The following is a 17,499-nucleotide window of genomic DNA, read 5'->3' as shown; positions in this document are numbered from 1 at the left end:
CAGGCCGACCACGCCGAGCATCAGCCCGCCCGCCAGGCCGAGCACGAGGTGGCGGCGGTCGGTGACGCGCCCGGCCGTCCAGCCGCCGAACAGCGTCATGAGGAACGCGCCGAGCGCGACGAACACCGCCATGCGCCCTTGCTAGCGGATTGACCTGCTCCTTCGCACATCAAGGACCACCGGATCCACCCGAATGACACGAGAGGACAGCCGCTCATGGCCGAAGCCGACACCCGTGGGAAGGTGACCTTCGTCGGCGCCGGCCCGGGCGCCGCCGATCTGCTGACGTTCCGGGCCGCGCGGGCCATCGCGGAGGCCGACATCGTCATCTGGGCGGCGAGCCTGGTGCAGGCGGACGTCCTCGACCACGCGCGCGAGGGGGCCGAGATCCTCGACTCGGCGGCGATGTCGCTGGAAGACGTCGTCGGGGTGTACGAGCGGGCGTACGAGGGGGACTTGAGGGTCGCCCGTATCCACTCCGGCGACCCCGCACTGTGGGGCGGTACGCAGGAGCAGCTCGACCGCTGCGTGGAGCTGGGTCTCGCGGTCGAGATCGTGCCGGGTGTCTCGTCGTTCTCGGCGGTCGCCGCGATCGCGCAGCGCGAGCTGACGATCCCGGAGGTCGCGCAGTCGGTGGTCCTGACCCGGCTCGGCGGCGGCAAGACGCCGATGCCGCCGGGCGAGGAGGTACGGGAGTTCGCGCGGCACGGCACGACGATGGCGCTGTTCCTGTCGGCGGCGAGATCCGGCCAGTTGACGCAGGAACTGCTGGAGGGCGGCTATCCGACGAGCACGCCGGTTGTCGTCGCGTATCAGGCGACGTGGCCCGAGGAGCTGATCCTGCGCTGCACGATCGGCACGCTGGAGGAGACCGTCAAGGAGCACAAGCTCTGGAAGCACACGCTGTTCCTGGTCGGGCCCGCGCTGGCGGCTGCGGGGACGCGTTCGCATCTCTACCACCCGGGTCACTTCCATGGTTTCCGGAAGGCGGATCCGGCCGCCCGCAAGGCACTTCGCGCACAGGGAGCGGCTCAGTGATCGGCCTGATCTCCGCGACGGCTGCGGGTGCCGCGGCCCGCGACCGGCTGGCCGCGGCCTGGCCCGGACGCACCCGGGTGTACGAGGGTCCGGTGGGCCGGTCGGTGGAGCTGGCGTTCGCCGAGTGCGATCAGCTGGTGTGTTTCCTCGCTACGGGCGCGGTCGTGCGGCTGATCGCCCCGCTGCTCGCGGGCAAGTCCGCCGACCCCGGTGTGGTGTGCGTGGACGAGGGGCAGCGGTACGCGGTGTCCCTGCTCGGCGGCCACGGCGGCGGCGCGAACGAGCTGGCGGCGCAGGTCGCCGATGTTCTCGGCTGCGCCCCGGTGGTGACGACGGCGACGGATGCGGCCGATGTCCCGGGTCTGGACACCCTGGGATGGCCGGTGGAGGGCGCGGTCGCGCCCGTGACCCGGGCGGTGCTGGACGGCGAACCGGTGGCGCTGCGTGCCGACGCGGTGTGGCCGCTGCCGCCGCTGCCGGGAAATGTGGGTGCCGACGGCGACGCGGTTCTGCGGGTAACGGACCGGGTCGTCGAACCGGGCGCGCGGGAGGCCGTGTTGCGGCCGCCGTCGCTCGTCGTCGGAGTCGGGGCCTCCAAGAACGCTCCCCTCGACGAGGTCCTCGGCCTGGTCGAGGAGACCCTGCGCGATGCGGGACTCTCGGCGCTGAGCATCTCCGCGCTGGCGACCGTCGACGCGAAGGCGCAGGAGCCGGGGATCGTCGGGGCGGCACAGCGTCTTGGCGTGCCACTGGTGACGTACGCCCCCGAACGGCTCGCGTCGATCACCGTGCCGAACCCGTCCGGCGCGCCGCTCGCCGCCGTGGGCACCCCGTCCGTCGCCGAGGCCGCGGCGCTCGCGGAGGGCGGTGAACTCCTCGTCCCGAAGCGGAAGTCCCGGACGCCCCCTGGCCCCGCCGGCCGGGCCGCGATGGCGACCTGCGCCGTGGTGCGCCGGGCGCCGCGCGGCCGCCTCGCCGTGGTCGGAGTCGGCCCCGGCGCCCGCGATCTGCTCACCCCGCGCGCCACGCGGGAGCTTCGCCGCGCCGCCGTCCTGGTCGGGCTCGATCAGTACGTCGACCAGATCCGCGATCTGCTCAGGCCCGGCACCCGGATCGTCGAATCCGGCCTGGGCGCCGAGGAGGAGCGGGCCCGTACGGCTGTCGCCGAGGCACGCGCCGGTCATGCGGTCGCGCTGATCGGCAGCGGTGACGCGGGCGTGTACGCGATGGCCTCACCGGCGCTCGCCGAGGCGTCCGGCGACATTGACGTCGTCGGCGTGCCGGGGGTGACCGCGGCGCTGGCCGCCGCCGCGGTCCTGGGCGCGCCGCTCGGGCACGACCATGCCTCGATCAGCCTCTCGGACCTGCACACACCGTGGGAGGTCATCGAGCGCCGGGTGCGGGCGGCTGCGGAGGCGGACATCGTCGTGACCTTCTACAACCCCCGTAGCCGCGGGCGTGACTGGCAGCTTCCGAAGGCGCTGTCGATCCTCGCGGAGCACCGCGATCCGGGCACACCGACAGGTGTCGTACGCAATGCGTCCCGGGCGGACGAATCCAGCCGCGTCACCACACTGGCCGGACTGGATCCGGCGACGGTGGACATGATGACGGTCGTGACGGTCGGCAACACGGCGACGCGAGAGGTCGCGGGCCGCATGGTGACCCCGCGGGGCTACCGCTGGCAGTCATGATCACGCACGTCACGACCACGCAGGTCACGAAATCGCATGTTCCGAGGGCGAGTCCCCGCCGTACCCTCGCCGCAGCCGTCGCCACGCGGAATGCTCTGCCGTACCACCCCCACTTCAAGGAGAACGCGTGACCACCCCGCCCGCACTGCTCATCGCCGGTCACGGCACCCGTGACGAAGCCGGGGCCGAGGCCTTCCGTGACTTCGTACGGGAGCTGGGGCGGCGCCATCCCGAACTCCCCGTCGGGGGCGGCTTCATCGAGCTGTCCCCGCCGCCCCTCGGCGAGGCCGTCGCCGGGCTGGTCGAGCGGGGAGTGACCCGCTTCGCCGCGGTGCCGCTGATGCTGGTGTCCGCGGGGCACGCCAAGGGCGACATCCCGGCCGCGCTGGCCCGCGAGCGGGAGCGTCACCCCGGGATCTCGTACGCCTACGGCCGTCCGCTGGGCCCGCACCCCTCGCTGCTGCGCGTCCTGGAGCGGCGGCTGGACGAGGCGCTGGGCTCCGCGACCCGCAGGCCCGGGGACCGCGCGGATGTGACGGTGCTGCTGGTGGGCCGCGGTTCGACCGATCCGGACGCCAACGCCGAGGTGCACAAGGCGGCCAGGCTGCTGTGGGAGGGGCGGGGTTACGCCGGCGTGGAGACGGCGTTCGTCTCGCTCGCCGCGCCCGATGTGCCCAGCGGCCTGGACCGGTGCGTGAAACTGGGCGCCCGGCGGATCGTGGTGCTGCCGTACTTTCTGTTCACCGGGGTCCTGCCGGACCGGGTGCATCAGCAGACGCAGGGCTGGGCGGAGGCGCACCCCGGGGTGGAGGTCGTCTCGGCCGATGTGATCGGCCCGACCGAGGAGTTGCTCGACCTGGTGCTCGACCGCTACCGGGAGGCCGTCGAGGGCGACATCCGGATGAACTGCGACTCGTGCGTCTACCGGATCGCGATGCCGGGCTTCGAGGACAAGGTCGGTGCTCCGCAGCGGCCGCACTTTCACCCCGCCGACGACGGCCACGGCCACGACGGCCACACCCACCACAGCCACGGCAGCCATGCACACGCACACTGACGCACACGACCTGCGCCACCACGGTGACGCGGAGGTACGGGACGCCGGTCTCATCGACCTCGCGGTCAATGTCCGCGCCGGGACTCCCCCGGACTGGCTCCGCGCGCGCATCGCGGACTCGCTGACCGGACTCGCCGCGTATCCGGACGCCCGGGCGGCACGGGCAGCGGTCGCGCGGCGCCACGGGCTGCCGGTGGAGCGCGTGCTGCTGACGGCGGGGGCGGCGGAGGCTTTCGTCCTGCTCGCGCGCGCCCTGAAGGTACGTCACCCGCTGGTCGTGCACCCGCAGTTCACGGAGCCGGAGGCGGCGCTGCGGGACGCGGGGCACGAGGTCGCGCGGCTGCTGCTGCGCGAGGAGGACGGCTTCCGGCTCGATCCGGCGGCCGTGCCCGAGACGGCGGACCTGGTGATCATCGGCAATCCCACCAACCCCACGTCCGTGCTGCACCCGGCCGACGACATCGCCGAACTGGCCCGCCCCGGGCGGCTGCTGGTGGTGGACGAGGCCTTCATGGACGCGGTGCCGGACGAGCCCGAGGCACTGGCGGGCCGGACCGACATCCCTGGGCTTGTGGTGCTGCGCAGCCTCACCAAGACCTGGGGGCTCGCGGGCCTGCGCATCGGCTATGTACTGGCCGACGCGGACACGATCGCAACGCTGGAGCGGGCGCAGCCGCTGTGGCCGGTGTCGACTCCCGCGCTGGCGGCTGCCGAGGCGTGCATGGAGCCCGCCGCGCTCAAGGAGGCGGCGCGGGCGGCGCAGTTGCTCGCGACGGAGCGGGCGCATCTGCTGGCGGGGCTCGCGGAGTTCGACGAGGTACGGGTGGTGGCGTCGGCGGAGGGCCCGTTCGTCCTGGCCCACGTCCGCCGGGGCGCCGAGGTCCGCGTGCGCCTGCGCGCCCTGGGCTTCGCCGCCCGTCGCGGCGACACGTTCCCGGGCCTGGGCCCCGGCTGGCTGCGGCTGGCGGTCCGCGACCGGGCGACGACGAACCGCTTCCTGCAGGCGCTGGACCAGGCGTTGACGGTGGTGGGTGGGTAGGGGGTTTCCAGGGTCCGTGGTGAACCTGGGCCAGGGGGCGTTGGTGGTTGCTGCCCGGTGGGTGGTTTCGCGGGCGAACCCGGACGCCCCGCGCCCCTTCCAACGCCGGAGGGGCTGAAGTTCAGCCTGCCCCCAGTTCGGGATGGGGGTACATCCCACGGCCGCCAGGCCGTTGGGGGAGGGCGGGTCGGGGAACAGGCCCGCCGCAGGCGCACCCCCTCAGCCGATCACCCTCCCGTTCAGGACCACCCGCCGCGGCCCCGCCAGCACCCTGACGTCCGCCCGCGGGTCCTCCTCGTACACCACCAGATCCGCCGGTGCGCCCTCCTCCAGGACCGGGCGGCCCAGCCACTGGCGCGCGCCCCAGGTCGTCGCCGACAGCGCCCGGATCGGCGGGATGCCCGCCTTCACCAGTTCGGCCACCTCCGCCGCGACCAGACCGTGGGCCAGCGAGCCACCCGCGTCCGTGCCGACGAAGACCGGGATACCGGCGTCGTAGGCCGCGCGCACGGTGTCGTAACGGTTTTCGTGCAGCCGCCGCATATGGGCGGACCACTTCGGGAACCTGGACTCGCCGCCCGCCGCGAGCGCCGGGAACGTGGCGATGTTGACGAGGGTCGGCACGATCGCGACGCCCCGCTCGGCGAACAGCGGGATCGTGTCCTCGGTCAGCCCGGTGGCGTGCTCGACGCAGTCGATGCCCGCCTCGACGAGGTCCCTCAGCGAGTCCTCGGCGAAGCAGTGCGCTGTCACCCGGGCGCCGAGCCGGTGCGCCTCCGCGATCGCCGCCTCGACCGCTTCCCGCGGCCAGCAGGCGGTCAGGTCGCCGGCGTCCCGGTCGATCCAGTCGCCGACGAGCTTGACCCAGCCGTCGCCGCGGCGGGCCTCCTGGGCCACGTAGGCGACCAGGTCGTCCGGCTCGATCTCGTGGGCGAAGTTACGGATGTAGCGCCGGGTGCGTGCGATGTGGCGGCCCGCCCGGATGATCTTCGGCAGATCCTCACGGTCGTCGATCCAGCGGGTGTCGGCCGGGGATCCGGCGTCGCGGATGAGCAGCGTGCCCGCGTCCCGGTCGGTGAGCGCCTGTTTCTCGCTGGTCGCTTCGTCCACGGCGCCATGGTGGTCGAGCCCGACATGGCAGTGTGCGTCGACCAGCCCGGGCAGCGCCCAGCCGCGCACGGTGACGGCCTCGGCGCGCGGCCGTTCGTACGAGATGCGGCCGTCGACCACCCACAGCTCGTCCTTCACCTCCTCGGGTCCGACGAGCACCCGTCCCTTCACATGCAGCACCGCGTGATCGCTCATACGAGCACTGTACGAGGCTCGCGGGCGCCGCGGCCCGTCAGTGCGGACAGCGGTGAACAGCATTTCCCCGGACAGCAAAGTCGGCGTTAATTCGAAATTCCGGAAGCTGCTTTATTACGGGCAGCTTCCCGTATTCGTCTGCCCCCGTTTCGCGAGTCTAAACACCAAGGTTTCGTCAGGGTCGAAGGCCGTAATTCGGACGGGTCTCACGGTGGTTACAGATATGTGACCGACTCCACAAGCCTGCCCGATTCACCCCTTATTTGCCGCACAAATCGCCCGAAAAGACCACCGGCCGACCTGGGTGTCCGCGCACGCGCGATAACACAGCCGAGCACTTCACCCAACCCCTTCCCTCAATGCATTTTCGAAATTAGCTGGGTAAATTTCCTCGACATGACCGCCGCGCAAGAAGACCTTGTACGAGCCAACCCCCAAAGCGAATTCACGGAGATCGACAGCCCACGAGTGGAGGACGGAGCCGCGATCTGGCGCATCGCCCGCGACTCCGAGGTCCTGGACCTCAACTCCTCGTACAGCTATCTGCTGTGGTGTCGCGACTTCGCGGCCACCTCCCTGGTGGCGCGCGGCGCCGACGGCGAGCCCATCGCCTTCGTCACCGGTTACGTACGCCCCGACCGCCCCGAGGCCCTGGTCGTCTGGCAGGTCGCCGTCGACCACGCGCACCGCGGCCGGGGACTGGCCGGTGTGCTGCTCGACGCGCTGACCTCGAGGGTGAGGGGCGGGCGCGGGGTGCGGGAGGTCGAGACGACCATCACGCCCGACAACACCGCGTCCGACCGGCTGTTCACGTCGTACGCGAAGCGCCACGACGCCCCCCTTGCGCGCGAAGTCCTCTTCGACGGCGGGCTGTTCCCCGAGGGGACGCACCAGCCGGAAGTCCTGTACCGCATCGGCCCCTTCTCCGCCTGACACCCCCCACACCTGGAGACTTGCTGTGACCATCACCCCGCCCGCCCTGAGTGTCTTCGAGACCCTGGAGTCCGAGGTGCGCAGCTACTGCCGCGGCTGGCCCGCCGTGTTCGACCGTGCGCAGGGCAGCTACCTCCACGACGAGGACGGCCACACCTACCTCGACTTCTTCGCCGGCGCCGGATCACTCAACTACGGCCACAACAACGCGGTGCTGAAACGCGCGCTGATCGACTACATCGAGCGCGACGGCATCACCCACGGCCTGGACATGGCCACCACCGCCAAGCGCGCCTTCCTGGAGTCGTTCCAGAACGTGGTCCTGCGGCCGCGCGACCTGCCCTACAAGGTCATGTTCCCCGGCCCGACCGGCACCAACGCGGTCGAGTCGGCGCTCAAGCTGGCCCGCAAGGTGAAGGGACGCGAGTCCGTCGTCTCCTTCACCAACGCCTTCCACGGCATGTCACTCGGCTCGCTCGCCGTCACCGGCAACGCCTTCAAGCGGGCCGGCGCCGGCATCCCGCTGGTGCACGGCACGCCCATGCCGTTCGACAACTACTTCGACGGCCAGGTCCCGGACTTCCTCTGGTTCGAGCGTCTGCTGGAGGACCAGGGCTCCGGCCTCAACAAGCCCGCCGCCGTCATCGTCGAGACCGTGCAGGGCGAGGGCGGCATCAATGTCGCCCGGCCGGAGTGGCTGCGCGCGCTCCAGGAGCTGTGCCACCGCCAGGACATGCTCCTGATCGTCGACGACATCCAGATGGGCTGCGGCCGCACCGGTGGTTTCTTCTCCTTCGAGGAGGCGGGCATCACGCCGGACATCGTCACCCTGTCGAAATCCATCAGCGGCTACGGACTGCCCATGGCGCTCTGCCTGTTCAAGCCGGAGCTGGACATCTGGGAGCCGGGCGAGCACAACGGCACCTTCCGCGGCAACAACCCCGCCTTCGTCACCGCGGCCGCCGCGCTGGAGACCTACTGGGCGGACGGCCAGATGGAGAAGCAGACCCTCGCGCGCGGCGAGCAGGTCGAGCAGGCGCTGCTGGCCATCGTGGCCGAGAGCACCGAGGACGGGGTGAGCTTCAGGGGCCGCGGTCTGGTGTGGGGCCTGGAGTTCGCGGACAAGTCGCGTGCCACCGCGATCTGCGCCCGCGCCTTCGAGCTGGGGCTGCTGCTGGAGACCTCGGGCCCGGAGAGCGAAGTGGTCAAACTGCTGCCGGCGCTCACGGTCTCGCCCGACGAGCTCGACGAGGGCCTTCGCATCCTGGCCCGGTCCGTACGCGAGACCGCCTGACACCCCCGTACGAGAAAGGCAACAACTCACCGTGATCGTCCGATCGTTCAAGGACATCGAGAACACCGAGCGCCACGTGAAGGCCGCGTCCGGCACCTGGGAGAGCAAGCGCATCGTGCTCGCCAAGGAGAGGGTCGGCTTCTCGCTCCACGAGACCACGCTGTACGCGGGTACGGAGACGTCGATGTGGTACGCGAACCACATCGAGGCCGTGCTCTGTGTGGAGGGCGAGGCCGAGCTCACCAACGACGAGACCGGCGAGACCCACTGGATCGAGCCCGGCACGATGTATCTGCTGGACGGCCATGAGCGTCACACCATGCGTCCCAAGACCGATTTCCGCTGTGTCTGCGTCTTCAACCCGCCCGTCACCGGACGGGAGGACCACGACGAGAACGGCGTCTATCCGCTGCTGACCGAGTCCGAGGAGGGCTGAGAAATGACCACCGCCGCTGTACGCGCCGACCTGTACCCGACCCGTGGCGTGGGCGAGGTGACGACCCCGCGCCAGGACCCGGTCCTCTGGTCCGCGCCCGGCGTGCCGGGGCCGATCGTCCCGTCCGAGCTGATGGGCTTCGAGCGGGACGGCTTCCTGACCGTCGACGAGCTGATCTCGCAGGACGAAGTCGCCCTGTACCGCAGCGAGTTGGACCGGCTGATCGCCGATCCAGCCGTCCGGGCGGATGAGCGCTCGATCATCGAGCCGAAGTCGAGGGACGTACGCTCGGTCTTCGAGGTGCACCGGCTCAGCGAGGTCTTCGCCTCGCTGGTGCGGGACGAGCGGGTGGTGGGCCGGGCCCGGCAGATCCTCGGTTCCGATGTGTATGTCCACCAGTCGCGGATCAATGTGAAGCCGGGCTTCGGCGCGTCGGGCTTCTACTGGCACTCGGACTTCGAGACCTGGCACGCCGAGGACGGACTGCCGAACATGCGCGCCGTCTCGGTCTCGATCGCCCTGACCGAGAACCGTGACACCAACGGCGGCCTGATGATCATGCCCGGCTCGCACAAGACGTTCCTGGGCTGCGCGGGCGAGACGCCGAAGGACAACTACAAGAAGTCGCTGCAGATGCAGGACGCGGGCACCCCGTCGGACGCTGCGCTGACCCGTTTCGCGGACCGGCACGGCATCCGGCTGTTCACCGGCCGGGCCGGGTCCGCGACCTGGTTCGACTGCAACTGCATGCACGGCTCCGGGGACAACATCACCCCGTATCCGCGCAGTAATGTCTTCATCGTCTTCAACAGCGTGGAGAACGCGGCGGAGGAGCCCTTCGCGGCGCCGGTGCCGCGGCCCTCCTTCATCGGTGCGCGGGACTTCACACCGGTGCGCTGACCGTACGACCCGTGCGCTGACCGCCGCGCGGCACGAGGGCGGGGCCGGTCCGATGGGACCGGCCCCGCCCTCGTGCCGCGCGGCGGTCAGTTCGCGCTCAGCGCCGGGTAGTCGATGTAGCCCTTGTCGTCACCGCCGAAGAAGGAGGCGGTGTCCGGGGTGTTGTACGGGCCCTCGGACTTGAGCCTCACCGGCAGGTCGGGGTTGGCCAGGAACAGCGCGCCGAAGGCGAGGATGTCCGCGGTCCCGTCCTCGATCAGCCCGAGCGCCGCGTGGTCGGTCGGGCCCTCGGTCGCCGGGTTGAGGATCAGGGTGCCGCTGAACTTCTCGCGCAGCTCCCGCGTGATCTCCCGGTAGCCGGGGACCATCTCGACGATGTGCAGATATCCGATGCCCAGCGGCTCGATCTCGTTGATCAGCGCGGGGTAGACCGCCTCGGTGTCGGTCTCGGCGATGTCGTTGTACGCGTTGCCGGGAGAGACGCGCAGTCCGGTCCGCTCCGGGCCGATCGCCTCGGCCACGGCCTTGGTCACCTCGACGGCGAAGCGGATGCGGTTCTCGACGGAGCCGCCCCACTCGTCGGTGCGCAGATTGGTGTTGGGGGCGAGGAACTGGTGGATGAGATAGCCGTTGGCGCCGTGCAGCTCGACACCGTCGAAGCCGGCGGCGACGGCGTTACGGGCCGCCTCGACGAACTCCGCGATGATGGCCGGGATTTCGTCGGCGCCCAGCTCTCGCGGGGCGATGAAGTCCTTGGGTCCCTCGTGCGTGTACAGCTGCCCGGCGGGGGCGACGGCCGAGGGCGCCACACTGACCAGTTCCTGGTCCGGCCAGAGCACCGGGTGGCCGATGCGTCCGGCGTGCATGATCTGGGCGAAGATCTTGCCGCCCTTGGCGTGCACGGCGTCGGTGACCTTGCGCCAGGCGGCGACCTGCTCGTCGCTGTGCAGGCCCGGAGTGTTCGGGTATCCCTGGCCCAGTACGGAGGGCTGGATGCCCTCGGTGACGATCAGCCCGGCCGATGCGCGCTGGCTGTAGTACTCGACGGTGGACTCGGTGACCGTGAGGCCGTCGCCGTACGCGCGGCTGCGGGTCATCGGCGCCATGGCGATGCGGTTCGCGAGCTGCGTGCCGGACAGTTCGATGGGGTCGAACGCGGTGGTCATGGGTGCTCCCAAAGAGTTATATGGTCGGCCAAGTATTCGCGCCGGATGCCACTGTAGACCATTAATTGGCCGACCAAGGTAAAATTTTCGGAGACACTGTCCACGCGACAGTCGCACCCCTGCCGAGGAGGCCCCGATGACGCCCGAGACCGCGGCCGATCCCGTCTGTACCGAGTCGCTGCCGACCGCCGCCCTCGGCGGACCCGTCAGCCTCGCCGTCTCCCGGGTCGCCCGGCTGCACCGCATGGCGGCGGGCAAGCTGCTGCGGGGAGCCGGGCTCTACCCGGGGCAGGAACTGGTGATGATGCATCTGTGGGACGCCGGTGCCGTGCGCCAGTCGGAGCTGATCAAGGCCGTCGAGCTCGACCCGTCCACCGTGACCAAGATGCTCCAGCGACTGGAACAGGCCGGACACGTCCGCCGCCGCCCCGACCCCTGCGACCGGCGCGCGGTGCTGGTCGAGGCGACCCAGGACAGCTGCGCCCTGCACTCCGCCGTCGAGGCGGCCTGGGCGAACCTGGAGGAGCACACGCTCGCCGGGCTCGACCCCGACGAGCGCCGTGAGCTGACCCGGCTGCTCGGGAAGGTCGAGGAGAATCTCTGCATGCAGACCGCGGACTGCCCCGGCCGGCCTCAGCCGGACAGCACGTCCAGCACCCAGTCGACGTCGGCGGCCGTGTTGTAGAGATGGAAGGCGGCGCGCAGATTGCCCGCCCGCTCCGAGACGATCACTCCCGCACCGGCCAGACCGGGGACCCGGTCGCCGAGCCCCGGCACGGCCACGATCGCCGAATCGCCGGGCACCGGCCGGTGCCCGAGCTCCGTCAGGCCGTCCCTGAACCGCCTGGCGAGCGCCGTGTCATACGCGTGTACGGCGTCGATGCCGGTCTCTTCGAGCAGCGCGAGGGACTCCTTGGCGCCGTGGTACGAGAGGAATGCGGGCGGTTCGTCGAACCGGCGGGCCGAGCGGGCCAGTTCCTCGATCCGCCCGTAGGTGGTGGCCCACAGATCCTCGGCGGCGTAGGTCCCGGCGTGGATGGGCACCAGGGTCTCCTGGGCCTCCTCGGTCATCGTGAGGAACGAGACGCCGCGCGGGCAGAGCAGAAACTTGAAGGCGCCGGTGACGGTGAAGTCCCAGGAGGCCGCGTCCAACGGCAGCCAGCCCGCCGACTGGCTGGCGTCGACGAGCGTACGGGCCCCGTGCGCGGCCGCGGCGGCACGGATGGCGGGCATATCGGCGATCCGGCCGTCCGAGGACTGCACCGAGGAGAAGGCCACCATATAGGTGCCCGGACCCACCGCGTCGGCCAGATGTTCCAGCGGGGCGTACCGCACCTTGAGATCGCCGCGCACGGTGAAGGGCGTGATGACCGAGGCGTACTCCCCCTCCGGGAAGAGGACTTCGGCGCCGGGGCGCAGTGAGGACGCGATCAGCCCGACGTGCACCGAGACCGAACCGCCGACGGCGACGCGCCCCTCGTCCACACCGCTCAGCCGGGCGAAGGACTGGCGGGCGGCGGTCACCGCCGACCATTCACCGGCGCCGCCCGGACGCCCTGCCGCGAGCTCGTCGGCGAGCAGCTTCACCGCCTCGACGGTCCGGCGCGGCAGCAGCCCGCACGTGGAGGTGTTCAGATAGGTCATCTGCGGCGCGAACTCGGCGCCGCCCAGGGTCTCCATGAGATCACCCTGCGGCGCCCTCAACGCCAGGTCAATCGCGAATCTTTGAGACACACCCCTCAGCAGCGCTTAAGCATGGGCTCCGGCCTGCGGAACCTCACACGAACCGTCGGCGTCGCAGGCCGCCGCGTCCGCGCCGATCGGGGTGATGACCCGGCCCTGCCACGCCTGCTCCAGCGCCTTTGTGAAGACCTCGGCGGGCTGGCCGCCCGAGAGCCCGTAGCGCCGGTCCAGCACGAAGAACGGCACCCCGGTCGCGCCCAGCTCGGCGGCCTCGCGCTCGTCGGCCCGTACGTCGTCGGCGTACGCGTCCTCGTCGGCGAGGACCGCCCGGGCCTCGTCCGCGTCCAGACCCGCCTCGAGCGCGAGGTCCACCAGGATCTCGGGGTCGAAGACGGACCGCTCCTCGGCGAAGTTCGCCCGGTAGGCGAGGTCGAGCAGCTCGTCCTGACGGCCGCGGGCCCTGGCCAGGTGCAACAGTCGGTGGATGTCGAAGGTGTTGCCGTGGTCACGGCCCTCGGTGCGGTAGCCGAGCCCCTCGGAGCGCGCGTTGGCGGCCACGTGCTCCTCCATCGACCGCGCCTCTTCGAGGGTCCGTCCGTACTTCAGCGCGAGCATGTCGATGACCGGGGCGGTGTCGCCCTTGGCCCGGCCCGGGTCGAGCTCGAAGGAGCGGTGCACGACCTCGACCTCGTCGCGGTGGGCGAAGGCCGCGAGCCCCTTCTCGAAGCGGGCCTTGCCGATGTAGCACCAGGGACAGGCGATGTCGCTCCAGATCTCGACGCGCATGCTTCATTCACTCCAGGGTCGTGCGGGGGCGGGGCTGTGCGGAGGCATCCTCCGCTGCGGGCTCAACGCGCTGCGGGCACCCTTCATTCCGCCGCGGGCGGCACTGTGAAGCGCAGCACCAGATGGTCGCCCGCGCGCGGCTCGTCCCGGTCGGGGAGCCAGCCCTGGCGGGCGTAGAAGGACTGGGCGCGTGTGTTGTGCTCGAAGACCTCCAGGCGGACCGAGTCCACGCCCGCGCACTGCCAGGCCCCTACGCAGGCACTGTGCAGGGCGGCACCGATGCCGACGCGCCACAGCCCGGGGTCGACATGGAGCTGGGTAAGTGTCATGACCGTGTCGACCTCGCGGAACGCCGCCACTCCGGCAACGGTCCCGTCCTGCTCTGCGCACAGCACCGCGCCGCGCTCGATGGCCGCCGCCCAGCCCGCTCGGGTGCGGGCGTGCTCGGCGGGGCTGTCAAACGCCTCGTCCGGGATATGACCGCGGTAGTAACTGGCGCGGGCTGCTGCGTGCAGGTCGGCGATGGCGTCCAGGTCAGCGGGGGTGGCAGGCCTGATCATGGTGATAGGGACGAGCGACGTCAGCCCGCGGTTGCACGCCGCGTGAAGGCCGCACGTCAGCTGCCGTCGCGCAGCCCGTCCGGCCAGCCCGGCCGGAACTCGATCCGGTCGAAGGTCACCACACAGCCCTCGCCCACCGGGGACTGCGCCAGAAAGCCGACGAGCGCGGCCCCGGCCTGCTCCTCGGCGCCCAGGGCGAAGATCCGTACGAAGGTCCAGTGCTCGCCGTCCGTCGACGCGTGGAAGGCGAAGGCCTTGCCCGTGCGGCTGACCCGCAGCCACGCGCTGTCGCCGTCGACCGCGAAGGAGTTGGCGTCGTCGGAGTGGCCGCGGGTGACGACCGTGCAGATGGTGGGCTTGTCCGGGGAGAGTTCCAGGCAGAGCTTGGCCCACTCCCTTTCGCCGACGTGCAGATAGAGCACGCCGGCGTCGAAGGCCGCTGCGAAGCCGACCGTGACCCGCGCGATGAGCTGGAAGTCGCCCTCCGGCGCGCCGAGCAGGCGCGGCGCGTCGGATGCCGGTTCCAGCGCATCGCCCGCGGGCGGGACGAAACGGTCCTGCCGGGCTCCGGCCCAGCCGGTCAGCACGCCCTTCTCGTACGACCAGTTGGCGTCGGGGCCGTAGGGGCGCAGTGGGAAGGGGAGTTCGGGCAGTTCGATCTGGTCGCTCACAGCGCTCAGCTTCGCGGAGTCTCCTGGCGGCCGTCCACCCGACGCGGCAGACCGAGCGGGTTGTCGTCGCGCAGCTCCGGCGGAAGCAGCGCCTGAGGCGTCGTCTGGTACGTCACCGGGCGCAGCCAGCGCTCGATCGCGGTCGCGCCGACCGAGGTGGAGGTGGAGGTGGTGGCCGGGTAGGGGCCACCGTGGTGCTGGGCGGGGGCGACGGCGACGCCGGTGGGCCAGCCGCCGACCAGGACGCGGCCCGCGAGCGGGGTGAGTTCGGCGAGCAGCTCGGCGCCCCGGCCCTCGCCCGCGGCCTCGCCGTCGGAGAGGTGGAGGGTGGCGGTGAGGTTGCCCGGGAGGCGGCCGAGGACCCCGGTGATCTCGGCGTCGGACTCGTAGCGCGCGACGACGGTGACCGGCCCGAAGCACTCTTCGAGCAGCAGGTCGTGCGGGCCTTCGGCGGCCAGCAGCCTGGCCGGTACGGAGAGGAAGCCCGCGCTGACGGTGTGCTCGCCGCCCGCGCCGGGGGTGATGGGGGCCTCCACCTGAGGCAGTGCTGCCCGCTCCCGTACGCCGTCGACGAAGGCCGCGCGCATCCGGTGGTCGAGCATCACGCCGGGTTCGGTCTCGCTGACGGCGTCCGTCAGGGACTTCAGCAGCCGGTCGCCCGCGTCACCGGCGGGGGCCAGGACGAAGCCGGGCTTGGTGCAGAACTGGCCCTCCCCCAGGGTCATCGAGCCCGCGAGCCCGGCGCCGAGCTCCTCCGCGTGCTCCCCGGCCGCCGCCTCGGTGACCACGACGGGGTTGAGGGAGCCGAGTTCGCCGTGGAAGGGGATGGGCGCGGGCCGGGCGGCCGCGGCGTCGAACAGCGCTCGCCCGCCGCGTACGGATCCGGTGAATCCTGCCGCCGTGATCAACGGGTGGCGCACCAGCTCGATGCCCGCTTCGAAGCCGTGCACCAGGGCCACGACGTCCTCGGGCAGGCCGACGTGCTGGGCGGCCCTGCGCAGGACGGACGCGCACAGTTCGGAGGTGCCGGGGTGGTCGGGGTGCGCCTTGACGACGACGGGGCAGCCGGCAGCGAGGGCGCTGGCGGTGTCGCCGCCGGGCACGGAGAAGGCGAGCGGGAAGTTGCTCGCGGCGTAGACGGCGACGACACCGAGGGGGATCTTGTAACGGCGCAGGTCCGGCCAGGGCGGCGTGCGGCTGCCGTCCGCGTGGTCGATGTGGATGTCGAGATAGGCGCCCTCGTCGACGATGTCGGCGAAGGCACGCAACTGGCCGGTGGTGCGGGCGAGTTCTCCGGTGAGGCGGGTCGGGCCGAGCGCGGTCTCGGCGTCGGCGGCCTCGATGACGTGCTCGCGCGCCTCGTCGAGGAGGTCGGCGGCGGTACGCAGCAGGAGCGCGCGTACACTCCGGTCGGCGAGCGCGGGGCGGGCGGCGTGTGCGGCGCGGACCGCGCGGTCGATCTCCTCGGTTGTGGACTCCACCGCAACCTGCTCACGCGGGTTCCCGGTTCGGGGGTCGACACTCCAGACTGGTGCTGCTGCCACCGCGGCTTCCTTCCCGCTCTACTGCCACCCATCAGGGCTTTTGTTCGGTATTCTGAACAAAGTTCCTGATGATGAATGTGTGGGGACTCTATTTCCGGGCGTTCTGCGCGGTCAAGAAGGGGCGAGGAGCAATGACAACTGCCGATTCCGGTGGGGCACAGGTCAAGTCCGCGGTGCGGACGGTGGAATTGCTCGAGTATTTCGCCGGACGCCCCGGCATGCACTCCCTCGCCGCGGTCCAGGAGGCGGTCGGCTACCCCAAGTCCAGCCTCTACATGCTGCTGCGCACCCTGGTGGAGCTCGGCTGGGTGGAGACGGACGCGACCGGTACGCGCTACGGCATCGGCGTACGGGCACTGCTTGTGGGCACCTCCTACATCGACGGCGACGAGGTCGTGGCCGCCGCCCGGCCCACCCTGGACCGGCTCTCCGACGACACCACGGAGACGATCCACCTCGCCCGGCTCGACGGCACCAATGTCGTCTATCTCGCCACCCGGCAGTCGCAGCACTATCTGCGCCCCTTCACCCGTGTCGGCCGCCGGCTGCCCGCCCACTCCACCTCGCTGGGAAAGGCGCTGCTCGCCACCCACAGCGACGAGCAGGTGCGCAAGATGCTGCCCGAGACCCTGGCCTCGCTGACCGAGCACACGATCACCGACCGCGAGAAGCTCATCGAGGAGCTGCATCTGATCCGCGAGCAGGGCTATGCGGTGGACCGCGAGGAGAACACTCTCGGGCTGCGCTGCTTCGGCATCGCGATTCCCTACCGCACCCCGGCGCGCGACGCGATCAGCTGCTCGGTGCCGGTGGCCCGGCTCACTCCCGGCCACGAGCAGATGATCAAGGACGCGCTCTTCGACGCCCGCGACCGGCTCACCCTCGCCACCCGGAGGCTCTGAATGTCCCTGTCCATAGCCCTGCGCGAGGTCATCGACAGCGATGTGCCGGAATTCTTCCGGCACATGAACGACCCCGAGTCGAACCGGATGGCCGCTTTCACCAGTGAGAACACTGCCGACCGTGCCCTCTTCGACGCCCACTGGGCACGGATCCGCGCCTCGGACGCCATGACACGGACCGTGCTGGCCGACGGTGTGGTCGTCGGCCACACCGCGGTCTACGGACCGCCCGAGGAGCGCGAGGTCACGTACTTCATCGACCGCGCGTACTGGGGCCGCGGCGTCGCCACCGCCGCACTGCGCGCGCTGCTCGAACTCGTACCGACGCGTCCGCTGCACGCCCGCGCCGCCGCCGACAACGCGGGCTCGATCCGGGTCCTTGAGAAGTGCGGATTCACCGTCACCGGCAAGGACCGGGGCTTCGCGCACGCCAGAGGTGCACAGACCGACGAGCTGCTCCTCACCCTGGCGGGCTGAGCCTCCTCCGCCGT

18 protein-coding genes and 1 pseudogene are annotated in these 17,499 nt (G+C 71.1%); 11 read left to right on the top strand and 8 right to left on the bottom strand.

All coding sequences use genetic code 11. The annotated features are described in order from the left end of the window. Positions 1–132, bottom strand: a pseudogene (locus tag OG905_RS31350) (permease); the annotation flags it as partial. A gap of 84 nt (positions 133–216) precedes the next feature. Here OG905_RS31350 and cobM point away from each other — a divergent pair. The 4 genes from cobM to cobC all read left to right on the top strand — a co-directional run bounded on the left by cobM (position 217) and on the right by cobC (position 4,828). Beyond that, positions 217–1,038, top strand: a complete 822-nt coding sequence (gene cobM / locus OG905_RS31345; protein WP_328679333.1) for a precorrin-4 C(11)-methyltransferase — start codon at positions 217–219, stop codon at positions 1,036–1,038. Beyond that, positions 1,035–2,732: a precorrin-3B C(17)-methyltransferase gene (cobJ, locus tag OG905_RS31340; RefSeq protein ID WP_328679331.1), complete on the top strand. Its 1,698-nt coding sequence runs from the start codon at positions 1,035–1,037 to the stop codon at positions 2,730–2,732. Before cobM ends, cobJ begins: the two co-directional genes overlap by 4 nt. A 127-nt stretch (positions 2,733–2,859) precedes the next feature. Further along, on the top strand, positions 2,860–3,789 hold the full coding sequence (locus OG905_RS31335) for a sirohydrochlorin chelatase (protein ID WP_328679330.1): 930 nt from the start codon (positions 2,860–2,862) through the stop codon (positions 3,787–3,789). After that, on the top strand, positions 3,773–4,828 hold the full coding sequence (gene cobC, locus OG905_RS31330) for an Rv2231c family pyridoxal phosphate-dependent protein CobC (protein WP_328679328.1): 1,056 nt from the start codon (positions 3,773–3,775) through the stop codon (positions 4,826–4,828). Before OG905_RS31335 ends, cobC begins: the two co-directional genes overlap by 17 nt. A 219-nt stretch (positions 4,829–5,047) precedes the next feature. Here cobC and OG905_RS31325 read toward each other — a convergent pair whose 3' ends face one another. Further along, entirely contained in the window at positions 5,048–6,133 is a 1,086-nt protein-coding gene (locus OG905_RS31325) for an amidohydrolase family protein (protein WP_328679325.1), read from the bottom strand. 396 nt (positions 6,134–6,529) lie between these two features. Here OG905_RS31325 and ectA point away from each other — a divergent pair, with 396 nt between their 5' ends. Genes ectA through thpD form a run of 4 tightly spaced genes read left to right on the top strand, consistent with a single transcriptional unit; the run spans position 6,530 to position 9,696 of the window. Next, positions 6,530–7,066 (top strand): diaminobutyrate acetyltransferase, encoded by a 537-nt coding sequence (ectA, locus tag OG905_RS31320; protein ID WP_328679324.1) that lies wholly within the window; start codon positions 6,530–6,532, stop codon positions 7,064–7,066. Positions 7,067–7,091: 25 nt separating this feature from the next. Then, the gene (ectB, locus tag OG905_RS31315) at positions 7,092–8,360 is read left to right on the top strand and encodes a diaminobutyrate--2-oxoglutarate transaminase (RefSeq protein WP_328679322.1); all 1,269 of its coding nucleotides are present in this window, start codon (positions 7,092–7,094) and stop codon (positions 8,358–8,360) included. Between the two features lie 31 nt (positions 8,361–8,391). Further along, positions 8,392–8,796 (top strand): ectoine synthase, encoded by a 405-nt coding sequence (locus OG905_RS31310; protein WP_142216390.1) that lies wholly within the window; start codon positions 8,392–8,394, stop codon positions 8,794–8,796. Positions 8,797–8,799: 3 nt separating this feature from the next. After that, positions 8,800–9,696 (top strand): ectoine hydroxylase, encoded by an 897-nt coding sequence (gene thpD / locus OG905_RS31305; RefSeq protein ID WP_328679320.1) that lies wholly within the window; start codon positions 8,800–8,802, stop codon positions 9,694–9,696. A gap of 86 nt (positions 9,697–9,782) precedes the next feature. Here thpD and OG905_RS31300 read toward each other — a convergent pair whose 3' ends face one another. Next, the gene (locus OG905_RS31300) at positions 9,783–10,862 is read right to left on the bottom strand and encodes an alkene reductase (RefSeq protein ID WP_328679318.1); all 1,080 of its coding nucleotides are present in this window, start codon (positions 10,860–10,862) and stop codon (positions 9,783–9,785) included. Positions 10,863–10,998: 136 nt separating this feature from the next. Between OG905_RS31300 and OG905_RS31295 the strand changes: the two genes are divergently transcribed. Beyond that, positions 10,999–11,547 carry a MarR family winged helix-turn-helix transcriptional regulator gene (locus tag OG905_RS31295; protein ID WP_328679316.1) on the top strand — a complete coding sequence of 183 codons (549 nt, stop codon included), beginning with the start codon at positions 10,999–11,001 and terminating at the stop codon, positions 11,545–11,547. On the opposite strand, the gene OG905_RS31290 is transcribed toward OG905_RS31295, so the two are convergent. The 5 genes from OG905_RS31290 to OG905_RS31270 all read right to left on the bottom strand — a co-directional run bounded on the left by OG905_RS31290 (position 11,496) and on the right by OG905_RS31270 (position 16,106). Then, complete coding sequence (locus OG905_RS31290) at positions 11,496–12,542, bottom strand: aminotransferase class V-fold PLP-dependent enzyme (RefSeq protein ID WP_328679313.1); 1,047 nt, start codon at positions 12,540–12,542, stop codon at positions 11,496–11,498. The genes OG905_RS31295 and OG905_RS31290 overlap by 52 nt on opposite strands. A 69-nt stretch (positions 12,543–12,611) precedes the next feature. Beyond that, positions 12,612–13,331, bottom strand: coding sequence for a DsbA family oxidoreductase (locus tag OG905_RS31285; protein ID WP_328679312.1), 720 nt, complete (start codon positions 13,329–13,331; stop codon positions 12,612–12,614). A gap of 83 nt (positions 13,332–13,414) precedes the next feature. After that, positions 13,415–13,891, bottom strand: a complete 477-nt coding sequence (locus OG905_RS31280; RefSeq protein ID WP_328679310.1) for a GNAT family N-acetyltransferase — start codon at positions 13,889–13,891, stop codon at positions 13,415–13,417. A 56-nt stretch (positions 13,892–13,947) separates the two neighbouring features. Beyond that, positions 13,948–14,562 (bottom strand): DUF1349 domain-containing protein, encoded by a 615-nt coding sequence (locus OG905_RS31275; protein ID WP_328679308.1) that lies wholly within the window; start codon positions 14,560–14,562, stop codon positions 13,948–13,950. A gap of 5 nt (positions 14,563–14,567) precedes the next feature. Then, the gene (locus tag OG905_RS31270; RefSeq protein ID WP_328679306.1) at positions 14,568–16,106 is read right to left on the bottom strand and encodes an aldehyde dehydrogenase (NADP(+)); all 1,539 of its coding nucleotides are present in this window, start codon (positions 16,104–16,106) and stop codon (positions 14,568–14,570) included. Positions 16,107–16,237: 131 nt separating this feature from the next. Between OG905_RS31270 and OG905_RS31265 the strand changes: the two genes are divergently transcribed. Next, positions 16,238–17,008: an IclR family transcriptional regulator gene (locus OG905_RS31265; RefSeq protein WP_142216396.1), complete on the top strand. Its 771-nt coding sequence runs from the start codon at positions 16,238–16,240 to the stop codon at positions 17,006–17,008. A gap of 6 nt (positions 17,009–17,014) precedes the next feature. After that, positions 17,015–17,485, top strand: coding sequence for a GNAT family N-acetyltransferase (locus OG905_RS31260; RefSeq protein WP_328682700.1), 471 nt, complete (start codon positions 17,015–17,017; stop codon positions 17,483–17,485). The last annotated feature ends 14 nt before the right edge of the window (positions 17,486–17,499 follow it).

This window comes from Streptomyces sp. NBC_00322 (assembly GCF_036147535.1).
Lineage (GTDB): Bacteria > Actinomycetota > Actinomycetes > Streptomycetales > Streptomycetaceae > Streptomyces.
The sequence above is the reverse complement of the archived record's forward strand: the minus strand, read 5'-3'. Positions and strand labels throughout refer to the sequence as shown.

What these genes read in the sequence shown, in the direction of transcription:
- OG905_RS31300 (WP_328679318.1), bottom strand. Translation starts at nt 10,862, where the DNA reads ATGACCACCGCGTTCGACCCCATCGAACTGTCCGGCACGCAGCTCGCG.
- OG905_RS31325 (WP_328679325.1), bottom strand. Translation starts at nt 6,133, where the DNA reads ATGAGCGATCACGCGGTGCTGCATGTGAAGGGACGGGTGCTCGTCGGA.
- OG905_RS31295 (WP_328679316.1), top strand. Translation starts at nt 10,999, where the DNA reads ATGACGCCCGAGACCGCGGCCGATCCCGTCTGTACCGAGTCGCTGCCG.
- thpD (WP_328679320.1), top strand. Translation starts at nt 8,800, where the DNA reads ATGACCACCGCCGCTGTACGCGCCGACCTGTACCCGACCCGTGGCGTG.
- OG905_RS31285 (WP_328679312.1), bottom strand. Translation starts at nt 13,331, where the DNA reads ATGCGCGTCGAGATCTGGAGCGACATCGCCTGTCCCTGGTGCTACATC.
- OG905_RS31280 (WP_328679310.1), bottom strand. Translation starts at nt 13,891, where the DNA reads ATGATCAGGCCTGCCACCCCCGCTGACCTGGACGCCATCGCCGACCTG.
- cobM (WP_328679333.1), top strand. Translation starts at nt 217, where the DNA reads ATGGCCGAAGCCGACACCCGTGGGAAGGTGACCTTCGTCGGCGCCGGC.
- OG905_RS31290 (WP_328679313.1), bottom strand. Translation starts at nt 12,542, where the DNA reads ATGGAGACCCTGGGCGGCGCCGAGTTCGCGCCGCAGATGACCTATCTG.
- OG905_RS31265 (WP_142216396.1), top strand. Translation starts at nt 16,238, where the DNA reads ATGACAACTGCCGATTCCGGTGGGGCACAGGTCAAGTCCGCGGTGCGG.
- ectA (WP_328679324.1), top strand. Translation starts at nt 6,530, where the DNA reads ATGACCGCCGCGCAAGAAGACCTTGTACGAGCCAACCCCCAAAGCGAA.
- cobC (WP_328679328.1), top strand. Translation starts at nt 3,773, where the DNA reads ATGCACACGCACACTGACGCACACGACCTGCGCCACCACGGTGACGCG.